The organism is Qipengyuania zhejiangensis (assembly GCF_035607565.1).
Classification (GTDB): Bacteria; Pseudomonadota; Alphaproteobacteria; order Sphingomonadales; family Sphingomonadaceae; genus Qipengyuania; species Qipengyuania zhejiangensis.
In genome coordinates this window covers 1,361,099-1,380,181 of sequence record NZ_JAYKGO010000003.1, presented here as the reverse complement: position 1 = coordinate 1,380,181, position 19,083 = coordinate 1,361,099, and the positions used below count along the sequence as shown (strand labels likewise).

General features: G+C 62.3%; 20 protein-coding genes. 5 read left to right on the top strand and 15 right to left on the bottom strand.

The window, feature by feature from the left end; translation table 11 throughout:
* Positions 1-383: 383 nt before the first annotated feature.
* The 13 genes from VR863_RS14520 to VR863_RS14460 all read right to left on the bottom strand — a co-directional run bounded on the left by VR863_RS14520 (position 384) and on the right by VR863_RS14460 (position 11,849).
* Positions 384-854 carry an A24 family peptidase gene (locus VR863_RS14520; protein ID WP_324829181.1) on the bottom strand — a complete coding sequence of 157 codons (471 nt, stop codon included), beginning with the start codon at positions 852-854 and terminating at the stop codon, positions 384-386.
* Positions 839-1,519: a hypothetical protein gene (locus tag VR863_RS14515; protein WP_324829180.1), complete on the bottom strand. Its 681-nt coding sequence runs from the start codon at positions 1,517-1,519 to the stop codon at positions 839-841. Before VR863_RS14515 ends, VR863_RS14520 begins: the two co-directional genes overlap by 16 nt.
* Positions 1,520-1,521: 2 nt before the next feature.
* Positions 1,522-2,487 (bottom strand): type II secretion system F family protein, encoded by a 966-nt coding sequence (locus tag VR863_RS14510; RefSeq protein WP_324829179.1) that lies wholly within the window; start codon positions 2,485-2,487, stop codon positions 1,522-1,524.
* 1 nt (position 2,488) lies between these two features.
* Complete coding sequence (locus tag VR863_RS14505) at positions 2,489-3,493, bottom strand: type II secretion system F family protein (RefSeq protein ID WP_324829178.1); 1,005 nt, start codon at positions 3,491-3,493, stop codon at positions 2,489-2,491.
* Complete coding sequence (locus VR863_RS14500; RefSeq protein WP_434785000.1) at positions 3,493-4,869, bottom strand: TadA family conjugal transfer-associated ATPase; 1,377 nt, start codon at positions 4,867-4,869, stop codon at positions 3,493-3,495. Before VR863_RS14500 ends, VR863_RS14505 begins: the two co-directional genes overlap by 1 nt.
* Positions 4,866-6,014, bottom strand: coding sequence for a CpaE/TadZ family protein (locus tag VR863_RS14495; protein ID WP_324829177.1), 1,149 nt, complete (start codon positions 6,012-6,014; stop codon positions 4,866-4,868). Before VR863_RS14495 ends, VR863_RS14500 begins: the two co-directional genes overlap by 4 nt.
* A gap of 199 nt (positions 6,015-6,213) precedes the next feature.
* Entirely contained in the window at positions 6,214-6,804 is a 591-nt protein-coding gene (locus VR863_RS14490) for a TadE family protein (protein ID WP_324829176.1), read from the bottom strand.
* Positions 6,805-6,830: 26 nt separating this feature from the next.
* Positions 6,831-7,328: a TadE/TadG family type IV pilus assembly protein gene (locus tag VR863_RS14485; protein WP_324829175.1), complete on the bottom strand. Its 498-nt coding sequence runs from the start codon at positions 7,326-7,328 to the stop codon at positions 6,831-6,833.
* Positions 7,325-8,971: a pilus assembly protein TadG-related protein gene (locus tag VR863_RS14480; protein ID WP_324829174.1), complete on the bottom strand. Its 1,647-nt coding sequence runs from the start codon at positions 8,969-8,971 to the stop codon at positions 7,325-7,327. The genes VR863_RS14485 and VR863_RS14480 overlap by 4 nt, the downstream gene beginning before the upstream one ends.
* A gap of 20 nt (positions 8,972-8,991) precedes the next feature.
* Positions 8,992-9,276, bottom strand: coding sequence for a hypothetical protein (locus VR863_RS14475; RefSeq protein ID WP_324829173.1), 285 nt, complete (start codon positions 9,274-9,276; stop codon positions 8,992-8,994).
* Positions 9,266-10,681 carry a type II and III secretion system protein family protein gene (locus tag VR863_RS14470; protein WP_324829172.1) on the bottom strand — a complete coding sequence of 472 codons (1,416 nt, stop codon included), beginning with the start codon at positions 10,679-10,681 and terminating at the stop codon, positions 9,266-9,268. Before VR863_RS14470 ends, VR863_RS14475 begins: the two co-directional genes overlap by 11 nt.
* Positions 10,668-11,567: a Flp pilus assembly protein CpaB gene (cpaB, locus tag VR863_RS14465; protein WP_324829171.1), complete on the bottom strand. Its 900-nt coding sequence runs from the start codon at positions 11,565-11,567 to the stop codon at positions 10,668-10,670. Before cpaB ends, VR863_RS14470 begins: the two co-directional genes overlap by 14 nt.
* 84 nt (positions 11,568-11,651) lie before the next feature.
* Positions 11,652-11,849, bottom strand: a complete 198-nt coding sequence (locus VR863_RS14460; protein WP_324829170.1) for a Flp family type IVb pilin — start codon at positions 11,847-11,849, stop codon at positions 11,652-11,654.
* A gap of 446 nt (positions 11,850-12,295) precedes the next feature.
* Here VR863_RS14460 and VR863_RS14455 point away from each other — a divergent pair, with 446 nt between their 5' ends.
* Both VR863_RS14455 and VR863_RS14450 read left to right on the top strand, forming a co-directional pair.
* Positions 12,296-13,105, top strand: coding sequence for a DUF2569 family protein (locus VR863_RS14455; protein ID WP_324829169.1), 810 nt, complete (start codon positions 12,296-12,298; stop codon positions 13,103-13,105).
* An 82-nt stretch (positions 13,106-13,187) separates the two neighbouring features.
* Positions 13,188-13,817: a hypothetical protein gene (locus tag VR863_RS14450; protein WP_324829168.1), complete on the top strand. Its 630-nt coding sequence runs from the start codon at positions 13,188-13,190 to the stop codon at positions 13,815-13,817.
* Between the two features lie 10 nt (positions 13,818-13,827).
* On the opposite strand, the gene VR863_RS14445 is transcribed toward VR863_RS14450, so the two are convergent.
* Positions 13,828-14,475: a M23 family metallopeptidase gene (locus VR863_RS14445; RefSeq protein WP_324829167.1), complete on the bottom strand. Its 648-nt coding sequence runs from the start codon at positions 14,473-14,475 to the stop codon at positions 13,828-13,830.
* A gap of 107 nt (positions 14,476-14,582) precedes the next feature.
* The gene (locus tag VR863_RS14440) at positions 14,583-15,278 is read right to left on the bottom strand and encodes a helix-turn-helix domain-containing protein (RefSeq protein ID WP_324829166.1); all 696 of its coding nucleotides are present in this window, start codon (positions 15,276-15,278) and stop codon (positions 14,583-14,585) included.
* Positions 15,279-15,514: 236 nt separating this feature from the next.
* On the opposite strand from VR863_RS14440, the gene VR863_RS14435 reads away from it, so the two are divergent.
* The 3 genes from VR863_RS14435 (at position 15,515) to groL (ending at position 19,074) form a co-directional block, all read left to right on the top strand.
* Positions 15,515-16,930 carry an MATE family efflux transporter gene (locus VR863_RS14435; RefSeq protein WP_324829165.1) on the top strand — a complete coding sequence of 472 codons (1,416 nt, stop codon included), beginning with the start codon at positions 15,515-15,517 and terminating at the stop codon, positions 16,928-16,930.
* Between the two features lie 150 nt (positions 16,931-17,080).
* Positions 17,081-17,368 carry a co-chaperone GroES gene (locus VR863_RS14430; protein WP_324829164.1) on the top strand — a complete coding sequence of 96 codons (288 nt, stop codon included), beginning with the start codon at positions 17,081-17,083 and terminating at the stop codon, positions 17,366-17,368.
* Between the two features lie 56 nt (positions 17,369-17,424).
* On the top strand, positions 17,425-19,074 hold the full coding sequence (gene groL, locus VR863_RS14425; protein WP_324829163.1) for a chaperonin GroEL: 1,650 nt from the start codon (positions 17,425-17,427) through the stop codon (positions 19,072-19,074).
* The last annotated feature ends 9 nt before the right edge of the window (positions 19,075-19,083 follow it).

Genomic DNA, 19,083 nt, shown 5'->3' with positions numbered 1-19,083 from the left:
GCCGGCGGCGCCGGAGCCAGTCGCGAAGCGAGGTAAGGAGGGTCAGGATTTCAACACGAAACCCGGCCGGGCTTGATTGCCCAATCCACCTGCTTCGCGGCCCTATGTTTATTGTTCGCATCGACAGAACGAGTCACAGCCGAGACGAATCGTTGGCTTGATAAGACCAGTGAATGGACTTTATTGCAATGAAATTAACCATTTGCGGCAACCACGCGGGCAACCGGCAAAACTGCTATCAAAAGCTGAATTCGCGCATTGATTCAGTGATTTGGAGGGGGCAATGTGCCGGGACTGAACTGCGCCATTCTGGCACAGGCGCCCGATCGCGCGCTGCAAACGTTAACCCTTTGTTCCGAATCGTTTTCTGACTCGGCCCGTGATCACATGATCGAGCCCAGAAGCCTGTCCTGGATGACCGCGATGAAACCGATGCCGATCGGAACCCCGTAAGGAAGGGTCCAGCTCTTGCGCTTGCCCCCTTCGATGACCTTGAGCCCACGATACCAGATGGTCATCGCGATAACGATCACCAGTGCGCTCACGCTTACCCAGCCCAGCATGGGCAATGCACGGTCCAGGGGAACGGCAAATGCGGCGGCGGAATAAAACTTCGCATCGCCCGCGCCGATCGCTTTCAACGCGAACAGCGCCATCCCCACGACCAGCACGATCACAGCGTGGATAGCTGCGGAGCCAAGCAAGGCCCAGCCGCCAGCCAGGAAGGTGGCGACAATCGCTGCCACTCCCAGGGCAAGCGCAAGCCAGTTCGGCAATCGGCGGTATCGGATATCCCAGACGGCGCCGGCAATCGCCAGGCCGCCTGCGATCCACAGCGCTACTTGTTCGCCCATGATGCGAAAATAAGTTCGAACTGCTTGGGCGAGGCCTTCGCATCGACCATCGCGATTTCAGGCGCGGCTTCCTTTGCCTCAGGCTCTTCAACCTTGGTTGCGGCCTGGCGGTATTCCACCTTCATCGTGGGCGCCCCTTCGGGTGCTGCTGTCTGAATACGGAATTCGCCATGCGACAGGCGATGGACCTGCTCTTCCTTGCGGCGTGCATCGGCCAGCGCCTCCTGCTCGCGCGCAGATTCCAGCGCCGCCAGCTCGGCCGCGGCCTGCCCGCGTCGTGCGTAATTTGCCCGCCCTTGCAAACGCAGAAGATTGGCTACGTATTTCGTTTCCGCCGGAGCCAGCGATACCGCGACGCGGAAATACCGATCCGCAAGATCGAAGCGGCCGATCTTGGCATAGGATACGGCGAGGCCGTTGTTCGCAGCCGCTGCGCTGTCGGGGTCAAGCCGCGCCAGCTGGAAGGATGCAACAGCCTGCGAAATGTTGCCATTGCGAAGGTGCATGCGCCCTTCCTCGAGTTCGACGGAGCCCTTGATCTTGTCTGGCGCCTGACGCGCGACCTTGGTCTTGGAAAAGGTCCATCCGGCGAGCGGCGAGGATTGGCATCCGGCTACCAGCAACGCGGCGGCCCCGATGGTTGCGATCTTGATGAGCTTGGACATAATCAGCCACCTCCCATGGCAGGAATGAGTTCTCGAACGATCCGGACGATGCCGGGCATCATGAGCACGCCGATCATTGTCGGCAGCATGTTGACGACCAGCGGGATCGAGATGATCACCGGCAGACGGTGCGCTTTTTCTTCAGCACGCAACCGGCGCTTTTCGCGCATTTCGGCAGAATAGACCCGCAAGGTATCGGCCACGCTGGTGCCCAGCTTGTCCGACTGGATCAGCAGTGTGGCGAAGCTCTTGATCTCCGTCACACCGCTTCGTTCGCCCATGCGGCGCAGCGCATCTTCGCGGCGCGCACCGGCCCGCAACTGCAACGTAACCTCGAGCAGCATGTTGGCGATGAGCGGGTGCGAATGCACCATTTCGCGCCCCACCCGGTCCATGGCCGCTTCCAGCCCCAGGCCCGCTTCGACACAGACGAGCATGAGATCGAGGCAGTCGGGAAAGCCGTTCGTGACGGCTTCGCGCCGGCGATCGGCCTTGGCGCTGACAATGAGGTTGGGCAGGTACAGACCGGCAAGAGCCAGGAGCGAGCCGTAAACGTATAGTTCGCCCGAACTCTGTTCCGCTGCGGTCATGCGCTGGAAGACAAGGTAGAGAAGCGGCAGCGCGATCACGAGCACGAACCGCGAAAGGGTAAAGACCTTCGGTGCCGAAGGTGATGTGTAACCTGCCGCCATCAGCCTGTCGCGCAGCACATCGCCCTTGGTGTCGGACAGGCTCAATCCGGCCCTTTCGATGCGTTCCGCCAAATCGGCCCACGCATTGGTGCGCTTGTCCTGAAGCGATTCCCGCCGCTTCACCCCGCCACCGGCAATTTCCTGAATGTTCTGGCGCGTCTCGATCCGACGCGACGATAGGCGTCCGAAAGTGACGACGAGGATGATGACCACGGCAAAAATCAGCGCCAGAAGCGACAAACGGGCAATCGGATTGACGATCAGGAAATTGAGCATGTCAGACCTTCAGATTGACCAGTTTCTTGATCCAGAAAACGCCGGCGAAAAACCACAGGATCATCAGGGGGAAGCCGATGTAGAAAATCGGGTCGGTCGCCACTTCGAGATAGAATTGGGGGTTCATCGTGAAGAGTATGACGAAGGTCAGCACCGGTAGCGCCGTCAAAAGCCAGCCGGTCATGCGGCCTTCGGAACTGAGCGCGCGCACCTTCAGAAACAGGCTGGCGCGTTCACGGATCACCTTGGACAGGGAATCCAGGATTTCCGCCAAGTTGCCGCCGGTTTCGTTCTGGACCGACAACGATACGGCAAACATGCGCAGATCTTCGAGATCCCAGCGTTCGCCCATGTCTTCCAGCGCTTCGGTAAGGTCGGCACCGTAGGATATTTCATCCGCGATCAGGCCGAACTCCGACCCTATCGGATCGCCCATTTCTTCGGTCAGAAGCTCGATCGCCGAGGTCACCGGGTGACCGGACCGCAAGGCACGCACGAAGATGTCCAGAGCGACCGGAAACTGTTCCTGCATTTTTTTACGGCGCCGCTGGGCCATGTATCCCGTGGCGAACACCGGCAGCCCGATCGCGACTGCGGCGGCCATGGCAAGGATCAGCTGGATAATTCCGAACCCCAGCGCGAACCCCGAATTGACCGCGACCACGCTGACGACCAGCACGACAAGCGCGAAAAGCGCCGCCATGCCGAGCAGTATCTGGGCAAAGCCGAATGGTATCGCCGCCATCATGAGGTTGCGGCGAAAATTGTTGTACTGGGTCGTGAACAGGCCCAGTCGCACCGGATTGCTCAACGGGTCATGCTTGCGCAGAGCACCCAGAATATCCTCGCGCTTGTGCCCGGTCGCGATCAGCTTGAGGCGCTTGTTGACCGCACCGGCATGGGCGCGTCCGGCAAGGCCGACCCGCAGGAAAACCTGCGACAGCAGGAAGATCGACGCGAAAACGGTCAGCAGGACAAGAAAACGGACGACGTCGGCGCTGAACACTACGCTTTCCCCAAATCGAGATTGGGCCGGAACAGGTCTGCGGGAACCGCAATCCCGTGTTCGGCCGCGCTTTCGAGGAACTTCGGGCGAATACCCGTAGCTTCATGCCGGCCCAGGACTTCGCCGTTTTCCCCGCGCCCTTCCATTTTGAAGCGGAAAATTTCCTGCATCGTGATGGTTTGCCCTTCCATCCCGACCAGTTCCGACAGGCTGAGAAGGCGGCGGCGACCATCGGCCTGACGACCGATCTGGATCACTACGTTGACTGCCGATGCAATCTGCGCCCGCGCCGATGTGGGCGATATCTCGATCCCGCTCATGCCGATCATCTGTTCGACGCGAGACAGGGAATCGCGCGCGGTGTTGGCGTGTACCGTGGTCATCGACCCATCGTGGCCGGTGTTCATGGCCTGAAGCATGTCGAACGCCTCGCCAGAACGGACTTCGCCAAGAATGATACGATCCGGGCGCATACGCAGGGCGTTCTTGACCAGGTCGCGCTGGGTCACCTCGCCGCGGCCTTCGATGTTGGCCGGGCGGGTTTCGAGACGGGCCACGTGCTCCTGCTGAAGCTGCAGTTCGGCCGAATCCTCGATCGTCACGATGCGTTCGCGCCCGTCGATATAGGACGACAGGGCGTTCAAAAGAGTGGTCTTGCCGGAACCGGTACCGCCGGAAATCAGGACATTGCGGCGCGACTTGACGATAGCGGCCAGCACATCGGCAACGGCCTGCGGGATGGAGCCAAGTTCGATAAGCTTTTCCATCCCGATCCGCTTCTTGGCGAATTTACGGATGGAGAGCAGGGAACCGTCGATGGCGAGCGGCGCAACGATCGCGTTGACACGAGAACCGTCGGCAAGCCGCGCATCGACGAAGGGGGAGGATTCGTCCACCCGGCGTCCAACGGCGCTGACGATTTTCTGGATGATCCGCAGCAGGTGCTTTTCATCCTGAAAACGCGTCGACACGCGTTCCAGGATACCGAACCGTTCGACGAACACATCCTTGTGCCCGTTGACCAGAATATCGGTAATCGATTCATCGGCGAGGAGAGGTTCGAGCGGGCCGAGGCCGAGCAATTCGTCGAGCACTTCGCCCACGAGGCGCTTGCGTTCATTTGCGTTGAGCGCGGCATCCTCTTCCATGAGGAGTCCAAGAACGATGTCGCCGATTTCGTCCTGGATCTGCTCGCGCGAAAGGCGTTCGAGCATTCCCAGATTGATCCGGTCGAGCAGCTTGCGGTGGATCGAGGTCTTGAGGTTGAGAAGCTTGTCCAGCTCCTTGTCCACTTCGAACGTCGTCACAGGCTGCGGGTCAAACGCTTCCTGTTCTTCGAGGTTTTCGCCCTTGGTCCCGCCAAATTGCCACTTCATGAGCGATGTTCCTCTACCCGAATGGCAATTCTTTCAGAGAGCTTCTCCATATCCGCCACGAACGGGCTCTTGCGCCGCACGCTGCCAGCAAGAACGCCCTGGTCCTGAGCCGCGGAAAGCGTCTGCTGGTCGAGCGCGACGCCGGCCAAAACGGGCCTGCCCAGCGCGTCCTCGACATCGCCCATCGTGATCGAACCGAACAGCTTCTTTTCGGTGCGGTTGACGACGATCGAAACCAACCTGTGATCGAGGCCAAGCGTACGGAAAAGATCGAGCCGCCGGCGCGCCTGTTTCAGGCTGGCCAGGCTCTGCTCGACCACCATCACCACATTGTCCGCCTTGGACAGGATGTTGAGCGTCCAGTTCGTGAGGCTGGAGGGCAGATCGAGTATGACGTAGTCGAATTCGCCGCGGGCCAGTTCAATGACTCGCAGCAGGTCGTCGATCTTCAGCGCCTCGATGGGCATGATTTCCTGCGGGGCCGCGATCAGCGCGATGCCGCTGGAATGGTGTTCGGCCACGGTCTGGAGCAAGGCGCCGTCAATGCGCTTGCCAGCTTCGAGAAGATCGGACAGCGACCGCCGGGGCGAGAGCCCCAGGACTTCGGCCATGCGGCCAAACTGGATGTCGAGATCGAAGACGCAGACCCGCGGCTTGCTTTCGGCATGGGCAAGCGAGGCGGCAAGGTGGCTGGCAATGGTGGTCGCACCCGAACCGCCCAGCGCCCGGGTCACGGCAATGACCGGCGCCAGCGCCACTTCACTACCGATGGCATCGCGGTGGGTTTCGAGGACCGCGACGACCGTCTGCAGGATTTCTTCGGGAGAAAACGGCAGTTCGACGACATCGGCCACACCTTCGCGAACCAGGGTCCGCACCAGTTTGAGATCGACGTTTCGCATGGCCACGATCTGCGGCATGGCGGGGCGCATCTGACGCAACTTGCGGATGCGATCCATGCTCGACGGAACGGCGGGATCGACTTCGAACAGGACGATGCCCGACTGGGCCACCTCGTGCTCGGGAATGGGGTCACCGGCTTCGATGGCGATGAAGTTCGCATCGGAAATCCAGTTCGATCCGACTGAATCGCGCAACCCGTCCACGTATGCCGCAGATGCGATAACCGTCAGGGGCGCGGACAATTGCAATTCCGATCCTTTCGTGTGGTTTAGAATATGTTCGCCATGACCCATTTCGTTCACCCGACCATTCTTTCTTCAATACCGTATTGAGTTGCTGCCCCTCCCAAGAACACATTGAACATACCCGAGCCGCGCGATTCTTTACGATCGCGTCGATCCGCATTTCCGAGAGAAATGATTATTATTTCGCGAACGGACATCAGTTGAACTTGTCCCCCGCGCCGTCTTCCATCGTCAAAGTGTAACCGAAGTCGGGCAAATTCACCTCGCTCCCGAACAACAGGATCGATTTGAACTTCTTGCCCGCCAGACGCACCGTAACGAACGGCGCGACATCCATGCCGGACGGATTGCCGGCGTAACCGAGGCCGGAGCCGGTGTATTCAACCGTAATGTCGGCATCCGCCACGGCAGGCCAGATCTGCTTCACCCGGGCGGCCAGGACACCGAATGCGACCGTATTGATGGTCAGCGTTCCGTCGAGGCATGGCGTGGTTTCGCAGGTGCAAGCCGTCGCGGTGCACTTGATCGTACCCAGCGCACCTATCGGAATGCGGTCGCCCTGGGTCACGGTTTGCGTGCCCACCGTTTTGCCGACGAAGGTGTAGGTTTCCAGTTCCTTGACCAGCGGCGAGGTGACCACCGCCACGCGCGCGCCGATCTGGCTCGCCTTTTCGCCGCGGTTGAATTCGTAGGCGAACCGGCCCGCGTCGACGATGCCGACCAGGAAAAGCATGATGATCGGCAGCATCAGGGCGAATTCCGCCGCCGCGCCGCTTTCGTCCGCCATGAAGCGTTTGCAGGTTCCTGTTCCGATCATATGCCCATCACCGCTGCTTGCTGCGTTGCGTTCAGGTCATAATCGTCGGTGAGGATGCCAACCCCATCGAACAGGGACCGGTAGTCGACATCGGCCGTGACCGTGACAACCGGCGCATTGGGTTCGTTCTTGTAGATACCCGTGGTCAGCGCGGTCGACGGGCAGCTTACGGCGACCGCGACGTTTGCGTTCACCCATCCCGGCACCCTGGCCGTGCCGCCCGAAGGCCTGCCGGTCCGGGTCACTTCCTGAATGGCGGTCATGGTCGCCGTGGGCATGGCATAGGACGAGGTGCAATTGATCGACTCGAAACTTTGCCGGCTGGCATAGCGCGCGCCGTCGCGGACACCCTTCACCACCTGGTGCTGGCTGTAGAAATAATACGCGACCTCAATCGCCCCGAACAGCATCACCACCAGCAGGGGCAGCATCAACGCAAGTTCGGCAGCGGCAGCGCCGGACTGGCACCGGGAAAAGGCGCGCAGGCGGGTCACTTGACCAGATACGGAACATCGCGGCGGATGACCGTCCCTGCGGTTTCGCCGGCCGAACCGGCCGTCGTCTTGCCGATGATCTCGGCGTAGATTTCGTCTTTCTTGGTGCGAGCGCGATTGAGCGATGGCTGCACGAGAAACACGTCCATGAACTCGACCACGGCCACGTCCTTCGAATTGCCTTTGACGTCGAGCGCCTTGCAATTGATCACCGCGACGGAAAGCCGGCGACGGTCAGCCACGGTGGTGGACGGTTCGGTGCCCGCACCGAAGCCCTTGCTCGCGCTGCACTGCGGCGTGCCATAGGCCGAATTCGCGTTCGGCCCGCCAAGCACCACCACACCGTCGATCAGTTTTCCCCGGTTCGCAATTTCCCAGAGATACACCTGGTACCGCGTCGGGAAGCGATAGCGCGTACCGGTCCCGCCGCTCTTGGAGAGGTTGGTGTGGTTGAGATCGGTCCATTCCGTCGGACCCCAGTACGTTCCGTCCGCGCGCCGGTAATGCGATGCAAAATAAGCGTCACGGTCCCAGAACCCGTCACCCAGCGGCCCGCTGCACGCGTTGGGATCGGTCGCGTGGCAAACGTCGCGCGGGTGGCCCATCGATGTGGGGATCGTGGTAGGCGAAAGGGTCAGGGCGGCGTTGCTGCCGGGAAGATACCGGGTCCCCGATGTCTCGTGCCAGCCGTTGCCATGGTCCTTGCAGGCGTTGGTCCCCGTGAACAAATCGGTGTGCACCACGTCCTTGGTGCTGTTGATCGATGCGGGGCATTTGCCGCCTGTCGGGCATGACACGTCGCCGTTGTAGATGTCGAAACGCGTGTTGATCGAATCCCCGATGTCGGTCTTGTTACCGGTGTCGGTGTCGACCGAATCGTTGGCCGTTTTCGACACGCATTCGCCCGGCGGGATATCCCAACCCAGCGCCTTGCGCAGATCGGGCGTACCACCACCCGAACCCGGGACCGTGTCGAGGTAACCGAAATTGCCCGGCGCCCAGGAGCCGCCGCCGCCGTTGGCCCCGCCCTTGAGGTACAGGCCGATGCCGACATAATTGTCCGCGTTGAAAGGCAGGTTGGCGTTGGTGTTGGTCGAAGGTTCCGACGGATTGCAGATCATCAACGGCGGCGTACGGCACAGGGCCGAGCCGATACCCGCAACCGCTTCGGCATCGATGGTGCCCTTGATCGCGCCGACAACCGGGGTCAGCGCGAAGTTGGCCGTGCGCGTGTCGACCTTGACGCGGATGAAATTGGCCTTGGCGTCCGCCCCAACCGCCGCCGTGTCGATCGGGTTGGTGCCCGCTTCGGCATCGACAAGCTTTTCGTAGAAGAAGACGCCGGTCGTCGGGATGGTGACGGTCAGCCCCTGGCTATCGTTGGCGAACAAGGTGGAGTTCGTGACGAGACCGTTTCGTGCCGCCGCGGTGGCCCGCGTTATGGAACCGGCGGTCTGGTCCAGCTGGGTCGCCCCGGCCAGTGCGGCCTGATCGGCAGCGTTCTGGAGTTCGGAATCCATCGAGGCAATGCGTGAATAATCGAAACCGATTCCCACCATTCCGACCAGGGCCGGGAGCGCGAGGGCGTAAAGCGCAGCACTGGCGCCGCTCTCGTTACTCCAGAATTTCCCTAGCCAAGCCATCGTATCCTCATTCTCCGAACCTAGTTCGGTCCACCAGAGCCAACATCCGTCGTGCGGATCGAAGCCGGCTGTTTCACCGTGCCGTCACGATACCGTTCGACCGCGTCGGCAGCGTGTTCGCCGCTGGTGGTCATTTCGGTGTCGTATTCCGGTTCGGGATTGACGATCTGGGCCATCATGGTCTGCCGGTTCGCTTCCCCGAAGGACGCATCGCCCGGGGCTTCGAAAATCGATTGGTCGGCACACCCGGCCAGCGCCGGAAGCACGGCGATCAAGGCGCAGCGGCGCAGCGTATCAATATTCATAATCGTCCCCCTGTTCGGCGGCAGGCGCCTGCGGTGCGGCAAGCTGGCTTGCCGGTACCGGATCGTATGGTTCGCCCGACAGGATCGTTGCCGCCGCATTCGGGTCGCGGACCCGGTCGGTCGGCAGGCGCACCTGCGAAGGCTTGATCGGCTTCACCAGTCGCGGCGTCACGATGATGAGAAGTTCGGTTTCGCCCTTCTGGAACTGGGTCGAACGGAACAAGGCACCGAGGATCGGAATATTGCCCAGCAGCGGGACCTGGTTGACCGTGGTCTTGAAGTCCTGTTGCAGCAGCCCGGCGATGGCGAAGCTTTCGCCGTCGCGCAGTTCCAGCGTCGTGGATGCACGGCGGGTCTGCAGCCCCGGGATGGAGATACCGTTGAGCTGGATCGAAGCCGCCGGATCGATCGAGCTGACTTCGGGTTCGACGATGAGGTTGATCGTGTTGTCACCCAGCACGGTGGGCGTGAAGCCGAGGCTGACGCCGAACGGTTTGAATTCCACCGTAACCTGCGAAAAGCCGCCCTCGCCGCCGCCGCCGTTGCCGGACTGGACCACGGGGATCGGGAATTCGCCGCCCGCAAGGAACGATGCCTTTTCACCCGAAAGGGCAACCAGCGTCGGTTCGGCCAGCGTCTTGGCGAAGCCTTTTTCTTCCAGCGCGTTCAGGAACACATCGAAATCGATCCCCAGCGCGCTGAAACCGGCGCCGATGGCACCAAAGCTGTTCTGGATGGACGCGGCGTTGAACACGCCGTTCACAACCTGCGAACCCGGCCCGAAGACCGAGTTGAAATCGCCGCCGCGATCGGTGGCAAAGCCGCGGGCGCCGATGTCTTCACCGACCGAACGGTTCACTTCGGCAAATTTCACTTCCAGCATGACCTGCTGGCTGCTGCCGAGCGCGATCATGTTGACGACCTTGTCACCGGCATAGGTGCGCGCCAGCTGAACGGCACGGTCGACCATGCCGACGTCGGTGGCGATGCCGGTCAGGACCAGCGATTCGCCCGAAATATGCGCGTCGATCTGGCCGCCGGGGATCAGCCGCGTGACCTGGCCGCGAAACGCTTCCGCGTCGGGGCCAACCGAAATGTCCATCACGGAAAGAACGCGGCCGCGCGTGTCGTAAAGGGTCAGGCTGGTGGTGCCCATGCCCTTGCCCAGCACGTAGAGCGAATTTTCCGTCAGCGCGACGATATCGGCGATTTCGGCGTTACCGACCAGCGCCTTGGCGATGGGGCGATCGGCCGTCACCACCTGGCTCTTGTTGACCGGGATTTCCAGCGTGCCGGCGTGGATGTTGCCGCCGGTATACTGCGCGGCGGCCGGTGCGGCCGCCATCAGCGCCAGCGGCAGGGCGGCGGCGGTAACCGCGCGCCGGATCATATCAGTTGCTGCCACGGTTCACCTCCTGGCGGGCACCGTCGGTGCCGCGATAAATTAGCATGGTCGGACCGCCATAGCTGGGCGCTGTGGAACCGGCGGCACTGGCCGGTGCGCTGGGCGCGGCGCGATAGGCGGGCGTCCGCGGTGCAGGGGCGCTGCTGGGTGCGGTGCTGCGCGATGCATAACGCAGACGGCCGCCCGGCAGATCACGGGTCGTCACCATCTGGGTGGCGCCGGTGGTCTGGTTTTCGACATTGCGAAGCGCCAGCGTCAGGCGGCCGCTTTCGGTCGCCAGGGCAAGCTTCTGGGCGTTGAACTGGTCAACCAGCAACGTCGCCATCTTCAGTTCCTGCGGTTCGGTGCTGTTTTCCGATGCGCGCCGGTCGATTGCGATGACCTGCACGTTCTCGAGGATAACGGCGGTGACCTTTTCATCTTCGCCGCCCGGAATGGTGCGGGTCATGAAAACGTCGACGACATCCCCGGGAGTCACGAAACCGGCAACGCCGGCAACTTCGTTTACGGGGATGGTGACGGCGCGCATGTCTTCGGGGATGTTTTCCGAAAGCACGGCGCGCGTGGAAATTCGTGATTGCAGGATGGGTTCACCCTGCGCGATCGGCCTGATGGCCACATCGGTACCCGCGAAACGGGACAGGTCGGTAATCGCGCCTGTCGGCACCGACTGTGCGGGCCAGTTGACCAGGCGGACGTTTTCGGCAGTCAGCGCGGAACCGAAATCCAGGTCCTGGGTGGCAACGGCCACACGCACGAGCTGCTGTTCTTCCGCAACGCGTTCCTGTTGCGCCTCAACCCCGGAGAAATAGGCGTTGGCCAGGTAAACGGCCAAAAGGCCGAATACTACGGCCACCCCGATGATTATGATATTGCGCCGTTCCATGCGGACCCCCCCCGGTTATCGAACACTGCTTGTCGTAACGAAGATGGCCGGCCCCTGCGATGCAGGAGCCGGCCCTTCAGTTGCTTAGGCAGCGCCAGCGCAAGAAGTGGTCGTGCCGTTGGTGATGCAGTTACCCGTCTTGCTCATCGCACCGCTGATCGAGGTGGCGAGGAAGGTCGAGCCGGCAACGATGGCGATGCCGACAACGATGAGGATCAGTGCATATTCGGCAGCCGAGGCGCCAGATTCGTCAGCAGCGAAGTTCTTGATGAAGTTGGTCATGATGAATTACCCTAAGTCCAAGCGGGAGGAGCCCCCCCAATTCTAAACAGAAGAGCTCCGGCCTCTATTTCCGGCTTGCCCTCGTCTGTGCGGGTATTTCTGGAACCGGCGACCGCTTATGTTTTTAACCGGCAATTGCGCCGGTTCAGAAACGCCTGTTCCCTCACAGAACCCCTGAATAATCCCCCCAAGTGCAACATCAGTCAACTTTTCGGTAACGGTTAAATTTTCAGGTTGCTTTTCAATATGTTGAGGGAAATTTTGTTTAAGAATTTGGTTAATACGCGGCCATTTGGCGGCGTGATGGCAACACCCACAAATATCAATTTCATCCTGATTCGCAGAAGTTTATGGCGGAAACCTGCGGATTTTTGGCGTTAACGTTTGATTCGCGGCAAACCGGCCAGGCATTGAAACCGGCAACCAAAGGCTGCATTTCGTATAACATGATCCCGCGATGGCACAGTTTGGGCGAAATGATCGCCCGTTACTTGCACCGTTTCGACGAACGATCGAAGCGCGTAGTGGCCGGCCTGCGCCCGTTTCTGGACCGGGCCTTGCCGTGGTGGATCACTGGTTGGCTGTGCTTTTCGCTGCTCAAGGTCGTGCGGTCGCCATCGCCGATCTACACCTTCGTGGATTTTGCCGCGGCGTTTCTTCCCTACACGCTGATCGCGCTGGCGCCGACGGTGGCCCTGCGCCTGGCGGAACGGGCGTTCCCCGCGGGGGAAGACAGGTGGGCCCCCCGCCGCCGAATCGCGCTGGCGGGGCGCTGGCGCCCGCTGGACCGCGCGGACGCACGCCGGCACCCCTTGTTCGGCCCCACGGGCATCATGGCGTCGCTGCTGGTCGGCCTTCTGCTGAACGTGGTGCTGCGCAGCGGGGAATTCCTGCTGGCCATGCCCGCGATGAGCGCGATGGCCCCCGATTGGGCACGCACGCTGTTCCTGGTCATGGCGTTCGAGAACATGGCGATGAATTTCCTGTACATCGTGTGTTTCGTCATGGCGCTGCGCGCGGTGCCGATGTTCCCGCGCATGCTGGTCCTGACCTGGCTGATGGATATCGGCCTCCAGCTGACCAGCGCGCACGTGGTGCATACCCAGCCCGCCCTGCCGCCGGACGTGGCGCAGGCTATGCTCGCCCTGCTGCAAGGCAATGTGACCAAGGTTCTGGTGAGCGTATTCATCTGGTTGCCGTACCTGCTGGTATCCGAAAGGGTGAACGTCACCTACCGCAGCCGGGTGTCCACCTGAGGCGGGCGCGGTCCCCCTCGCCCACCGCAATTTCTTGTGATATTCCTGCGTTTCTCGGGGTTTGAAGAAGGGGCATTCAGCCATGGCGTTTCGCGGGTCCAGACAGTTGGCGCTTGCCGCTGCGGGATTTGCCGCGTGCGTTGCGGTGGCGGCGGTGCTGGTCGATAACGCCGCGTGGCACAGGCCGGAAATCTCGGGCGTGCCGCTGCCCAATTTCACGCGCATCGATCTGCCGTCCACGGATGCAGGGGCCGCTGCGCTGCCCGATATCCAGATCGCCGCCGAGGAACTGGCGGCTGGCAATGCCGATACGGACGTGCCCGGATCGGCTGACGCATCCGGCACGCAAGCGTTGGCTGCTGCGCGCAGCGAACGGGTGATCGGGCCCGATGGGATCATTCCCGTCAATTTCGACATCGGCACACCGGGAAGCGCCGGCGAAGCGGTGCGGGGGGACGCAATCGTGGTTCGCAAGACCGTGCGCATCGGCACCCGCGAGGTCGGTTCGCTGCCGATCCATGTCGATGGGCGTTCCCGTCTTCTGGTGGACACGGCGGACCTGCGCAGGATGCTGGCGCGGGCGGGACAGGACGATACGCTGAAGGCCGGTGCCGGAAAGGACGGCTTGCAGACGTTTTCCGAACTGCGCAGCGCAGGCGTCGACCTGCGTTACGATCCCAACAGCGACAGTGTGGTGATGACGATCGGCTGATCGCCGGCGATTACCAGCGCGAACCCGGATCGGCCGGACGGCCGCCCACGCGCGTTTCGTAATGCAGGTGCGGGCCGGTGGACCGGCCGGTGGACCCAACATACCCGATGATCTGGCCCTGCCGCACGGTTTCGCCCGGCCTGACGGCAACGGCCGACAGGTGCGCGTAACGCGATTCTACCGCGCCGCCGTGGGAAACGGTGACCAGTATTCCGTAACCCCCGCCCCAGCCTGCGCCGACAATGCGCCCGGCGGATGTCGCCATGACGGGTGTGCCCGTGGGCGCGGCAAGATCGATGCCCGAATGAAAACGCGTGCCGCCCAGCGTGGGATGATAGCGCATCCCAAACCCGCTGGTGAGGCGGCCCCCGGCCAGCGGGCGCCCGTTCGGCAGGCTGCCCGAGTAGGCGCCAAGTGCCGACATGGCCGGTTCGATATCGGCCCCGGCAAGATCGACTGCGCGGCCGAAGACGACCGATGGCTGGTCGTAATCGTCCATCGGAACGTCGGTGAAGACTTCGCTGGCGACCGCAGTGGCGGTGGCGGTGGCCGTGGCGGCCGGAAGGGCATCAACCCCATCGGCATCGGCCACAGCGGCAGAGGCGCTCAGCCCGTAAATGACTGCAACGGCGAGTGAACAAGATGTCGTGTAACGCATCGCCCCCTCCCTCGGTGCGGCTCGATTCTCGGGGGCAGCATTACCACGGCAACCACGGTTTCGCGAATCGCAACCGCGTCAGCCCCATTTCGAGACAGCCGGAACCCTTAGTTCCAGTCGATATCCACGGTGACCCGATCCACCGGCACACCTGCGTGTTCGGCGATCTTTTCCCGGCTTCTGGCAATGCGGTCGGCAAGTGTGCCTTGCTCCTCTGCCGGGGCAGCCGGAACCGGCAAGGGCAGGGTGTCGGGGCGCCTGCCATAGAGCAGTTCCATCTCCTCCATCCCGAATTCCATGGCGAGCGCGCGCAACGCCCCTTCGCGCGGGCGGACCTTGTCGGTTTCCCACTTCCACAAGGTCGGCTTGCTGACCCCGACCCTGGCGGCAAGTTCGGCCATGGAATGCCGTGATGCGGACCGCAGGCGGCGCAGGCGCTGGCCAAAGGTTTCAGGTGCCGCAGCCTCGGCCTCCTCGCTCTCGGGCGGCCTTGGCGAACGAAGGAGGCTGGCGCTCACTTCCGAGCGGGTCAGGGGCCGCTTGAAACGGCACCCGTAAAGGCCATCGGCCCGCCAGACGATCTGGGCCGCGCGTTCGCCCACGTCCGGCAGGACCACGGTCAGATAATCGTCGAGATCGAGCCGTTCGCCCGTGCTCAACAAAAGCCCCGTGGTGGAGATGTTATGGACGGTGACGGCGCAGGTCGCATCGGTTTGCGATGCCGTGGCGGCAAGGAACAGCTTGCGGCGCACCTCGGTGCGGCCAAGCGGCGCTTCGCCCTTGTCTTCCAACAGACCCTGCATATTTTCGTCCGCCTCCTGCGCGGTTGTCGCCTTGCGCCATGATGGTCATGGCGGCTCCTTGTCCCGCACGTTTGCACGACAGCGTTAATTTTCGGTGCCAGCGGTATCAAACGCCTGAACCGCCACCAACCCGGCTTGCGGCGTGTTGCGGGTTTGCCGCGCCCGGCGACCAATCGCAGGAGACGCAAGGCAACAGCTTGGTCTGCGGCCAACCTTGGCATAATCGGGCCGGCTGCATGACGCACGACCATGCCTTGAAGCCCCTGCCCATCGGCAGCGACGGCTGGCGCGACGAAATCCGTGCGACCTACAAGCTCGCGTGGCCGCTGGCGCTGGCCAATCTGTTGCAGATGCTGGTCCACGCGGTCGACGTGATCTTCGTGGCGCGCCTGGGTGAACGCGAACTGGCGGCCTCTGCGCTGGGGATCGCGCTGTTCGGCCTGCTGATGTGGGCGTTTTCCGGCCTGACGGGCATCGTCGCGGCGCTGATCGCGGAAGAACTGGGCCGCCGTCGCCATGCGGTTCGCGAAGTGCGCCGCTCGGTCCGCATGGGCTTGTGGCTCGCGGTGGCCGCGGGCCTCGTGGGAATGGTGATCTGCTGGTTCGGGGAAGCAATCATGCTTGCCGCGGGCCAGGATGCCGTTCTGTCCGACCGCGCGGGCGCTTTCCTGCGTATCGTCATGTGGGCGATGGTGCCGATGATCGCGGCCAACGTGCTGCGCAATTTCGTCAGCGCGCTTGGCCGCCCGATATTTGCCACGGCGATTACGGGCCTTGCCCTGTTCGCCAGCGTGCTGGGCAATTATGCGTTCGTGTTCGGCAATCTGGGCGCCCCGGCGATGGGTCTGGAAGGATCGGCACTGGCCAGCGTTCTGACCTCGCTTTTCATCTTTGCCAGCTATCTGGTCGCGATACGCACCGATCGCAGGCTGCGCCGCTACCGCATTTTCGGCAATTGGTGGCGCCCCGAATGGGAACGGCTGAAAGAGCTGCTGCGCCTCGGTTCGCCAGTCATGGTCATCATTCTTGCCGAAGCGGGACTGTTCAGCGGTGCGGCGCTGCTGATGGGACGTATCGGCGCGTCGGAACTGGCCGGGCACACGGTGGCGCTGCAGGTCGCCGCGCTCGCCTTCCAGATACCCTTCGGCGTGGGGCAAGCCGCCACGATCCGGGTCGGATATCACTTCGGCGCGGGCAACCGGGGCGCCATGGGCCGCGCCGGTTGGGTGGGCATCGCGATGGGCGGCGGCTTCATGTGCCTTACCGCCGCCGCCATGATCCTGGCCCCGGAATTGTTGCTCCAGATATACCTCGACCCCGACGCGCCGCAGAACGCGGCGCTGGTCGGCTTTGCAGTGCAGTACATGGTGGTGGCGGCGGCGTTCCAGTTGTTCGACGGTGTGCAGGCGGTGGCCGCGGGCGCCCTGCGCGGCCTTCAGGATACCCGTGTCCCAATGGTGATCGCGATCTTCAGCTATTGGGTGCCGGGATACGGCGTCGCGATATGGCTGGGTTTCTACACGCCCTACGAAGGGACCGGGGTATGGATCGGCCTGGCCATCGGCCTTGTCTTCTCCGCCGTCCTGCTTACGTGGCGTTGGGCGCGGCGCGAGGCACTGGGGCTGACCACGGATCCGGCGCGCGCGGACTGAAGCGGCAACCGCCTGACCAGAACGGCGCGAATTTTTTTACGCCCGTCCCCGTTGACTCCACCCCGCCGCGCACCCAAATGCGCCGCACTGGCACTCTCACACCGGGAGTGCCAATCGACACATTCACACTCTGAAAGAGAGGTCATTATCATGGCATTTCGTCCGCTGCACGACCGCGTACTGGTCCGTCGCATCGAAGCCGATCAGAAAACTGCCGGCGGGATCATCATCCCCGACAGCGCCCAGGAAAAGCCCAGCGAAGGCGAAATCGTCGCCATCGGTTCGGGTTCCAAGGCTGAAGACGGCACGGTCACCCCGCTCGACGTAAAGGCAGGCGACCGCGTCCTGTTCGGCAAGTGGTCCGGCACCGAAGTCAAGATCGACGGCGAAGACCTGCTGATCATGAAGGAAGGCGACATCATGGGGATCATCGGCTGATTGCCGGATCCTTCTGACCTTTCCTCAACAAACCCAGATATCCAGGAGAAACACCAATGGCAGCCAAGGACGTAAAGTTCGGCCGCGACGCGCGCGAAGGCATCCTGCGCGGCGTCGACATTCTCGCCAACGCAGTCAAGGTCACGCTCGGCCCCAAGGGTCGCAACGTGGTCATCGACAAGAGCTTCGGCGCACCCCGCATCACCAAGGACGGCGTCACCGTCGCCAAGGAAATCGAACTCAAGGACAAGTTCGAGAACATGGGCGCGCAGATGATCAAGGAAGTCGCCTCCAAGGCGAACGACACTGCCGGTGACGGCACGACCACCGCCACCGTGCTGGCCCAGGCCATCGTGACCGAAGGCATGAAGTCGGTTGCAGCGGGCATGAACCCGATGGACCTGAAGCGCGGCATCGACATCGCCGTCACGAAGGTCGTTGAAGACCTGAAGAGCCGTTCGAAGGACGTGTCCGGATCGAACGAAATCGCTCAGGTTGGCATCATTTCCGCCAACGGCGACCGTGAAGTCGGCGAAAAGATCGCCGAAGCCATGGAAAAGGTCGGCAAGGAAGGCGTGATCACCGTCGACGAATCGAAGGGCCTCGAATTCGAGCTCGAGACCGTCGAAGGCATGCAGTTCGACCGCGGCTACCTCAGCCCCTACTTCATCACCAACCCGGACAAGATGACGGTCGAACTCGAAAACCCGTACATCCTGATCCACGAAAAGAAGCTGTCGAACCTGCAGGCGATGCTTCCCGTTCTCGAAGCGGCTGTCCAGTCGGGCCGTCCGTTGCTGATCATCGCGGAAGACATCGAAGGCGAAGCGCTGGCGACCCTGGTGGTCAACAAGCTGCGCGGCGGTCTGAAGGTTGCAGCGGTCAAGGCACCGGGCTTCGGCGATCGTCGCAAGGCGATGCTCCAGGACATCGCGATCCTCACCAAGGGTGAAATGATCAGCGAAGACCTCGGCATCAAGCTGGAAAACGTCACGCTCGGCATGCTTGGCGAAGCCAAGAAGGTCACCATCGACAAGGACAACACGACCATCGTCGACGGTGCCGGTTCGGAAGACGACATCAAGGCCCGTGTTTCGGAAATCCGTACGCAGATCGACAACACGTCGAGCGATTACGATCGTGAAAAGCTGCAGGAACGTCTTGCCAAGCTTGCTGGCGGCGTAGCCGTTATCAAGGTCGGCGGCGCCACCGAAATCGAAGTGAAGGAACGCAAGGATCGCGTCGATGACGCGCTTCACGCTACTCGCGCCGCTGTCGAAGAAGGCATCGTCCCGGGCGGTGGTACCGCACTGCTGTATGCTATGCGCGCTCTTGAAGGCCTCGAAGGCGCAAACGATGACCAGACGCGCGGCGTCGACATCATCCGTCGCGCTCTTCAGGCACCGGTTCGCCAGATTGCCTCCAACGCAGGCCACGACGGCGCAGTCGTCGCGGGCAAGCTGATGGACGCAAACGACGTGACGCTGGGCTTCAACGCCGCAACCGACACGTATGAAAACCTGGTCAACGCCGGCGTGATCGATCCCACCAAGGTCGTCCGCACCGCGCTGCAGGATGCCGCTTCGGTGGCTGGCCTGCTGATCACGACCGAAGCGGCCATCGTCGACAAGCCGGACGACAAGCCGGCTGGCGGCGGTATGCCCGACATGGGCGGAATGGGCGGAATGGGCGGAATGGGCTTCTAAGCCTCCCCC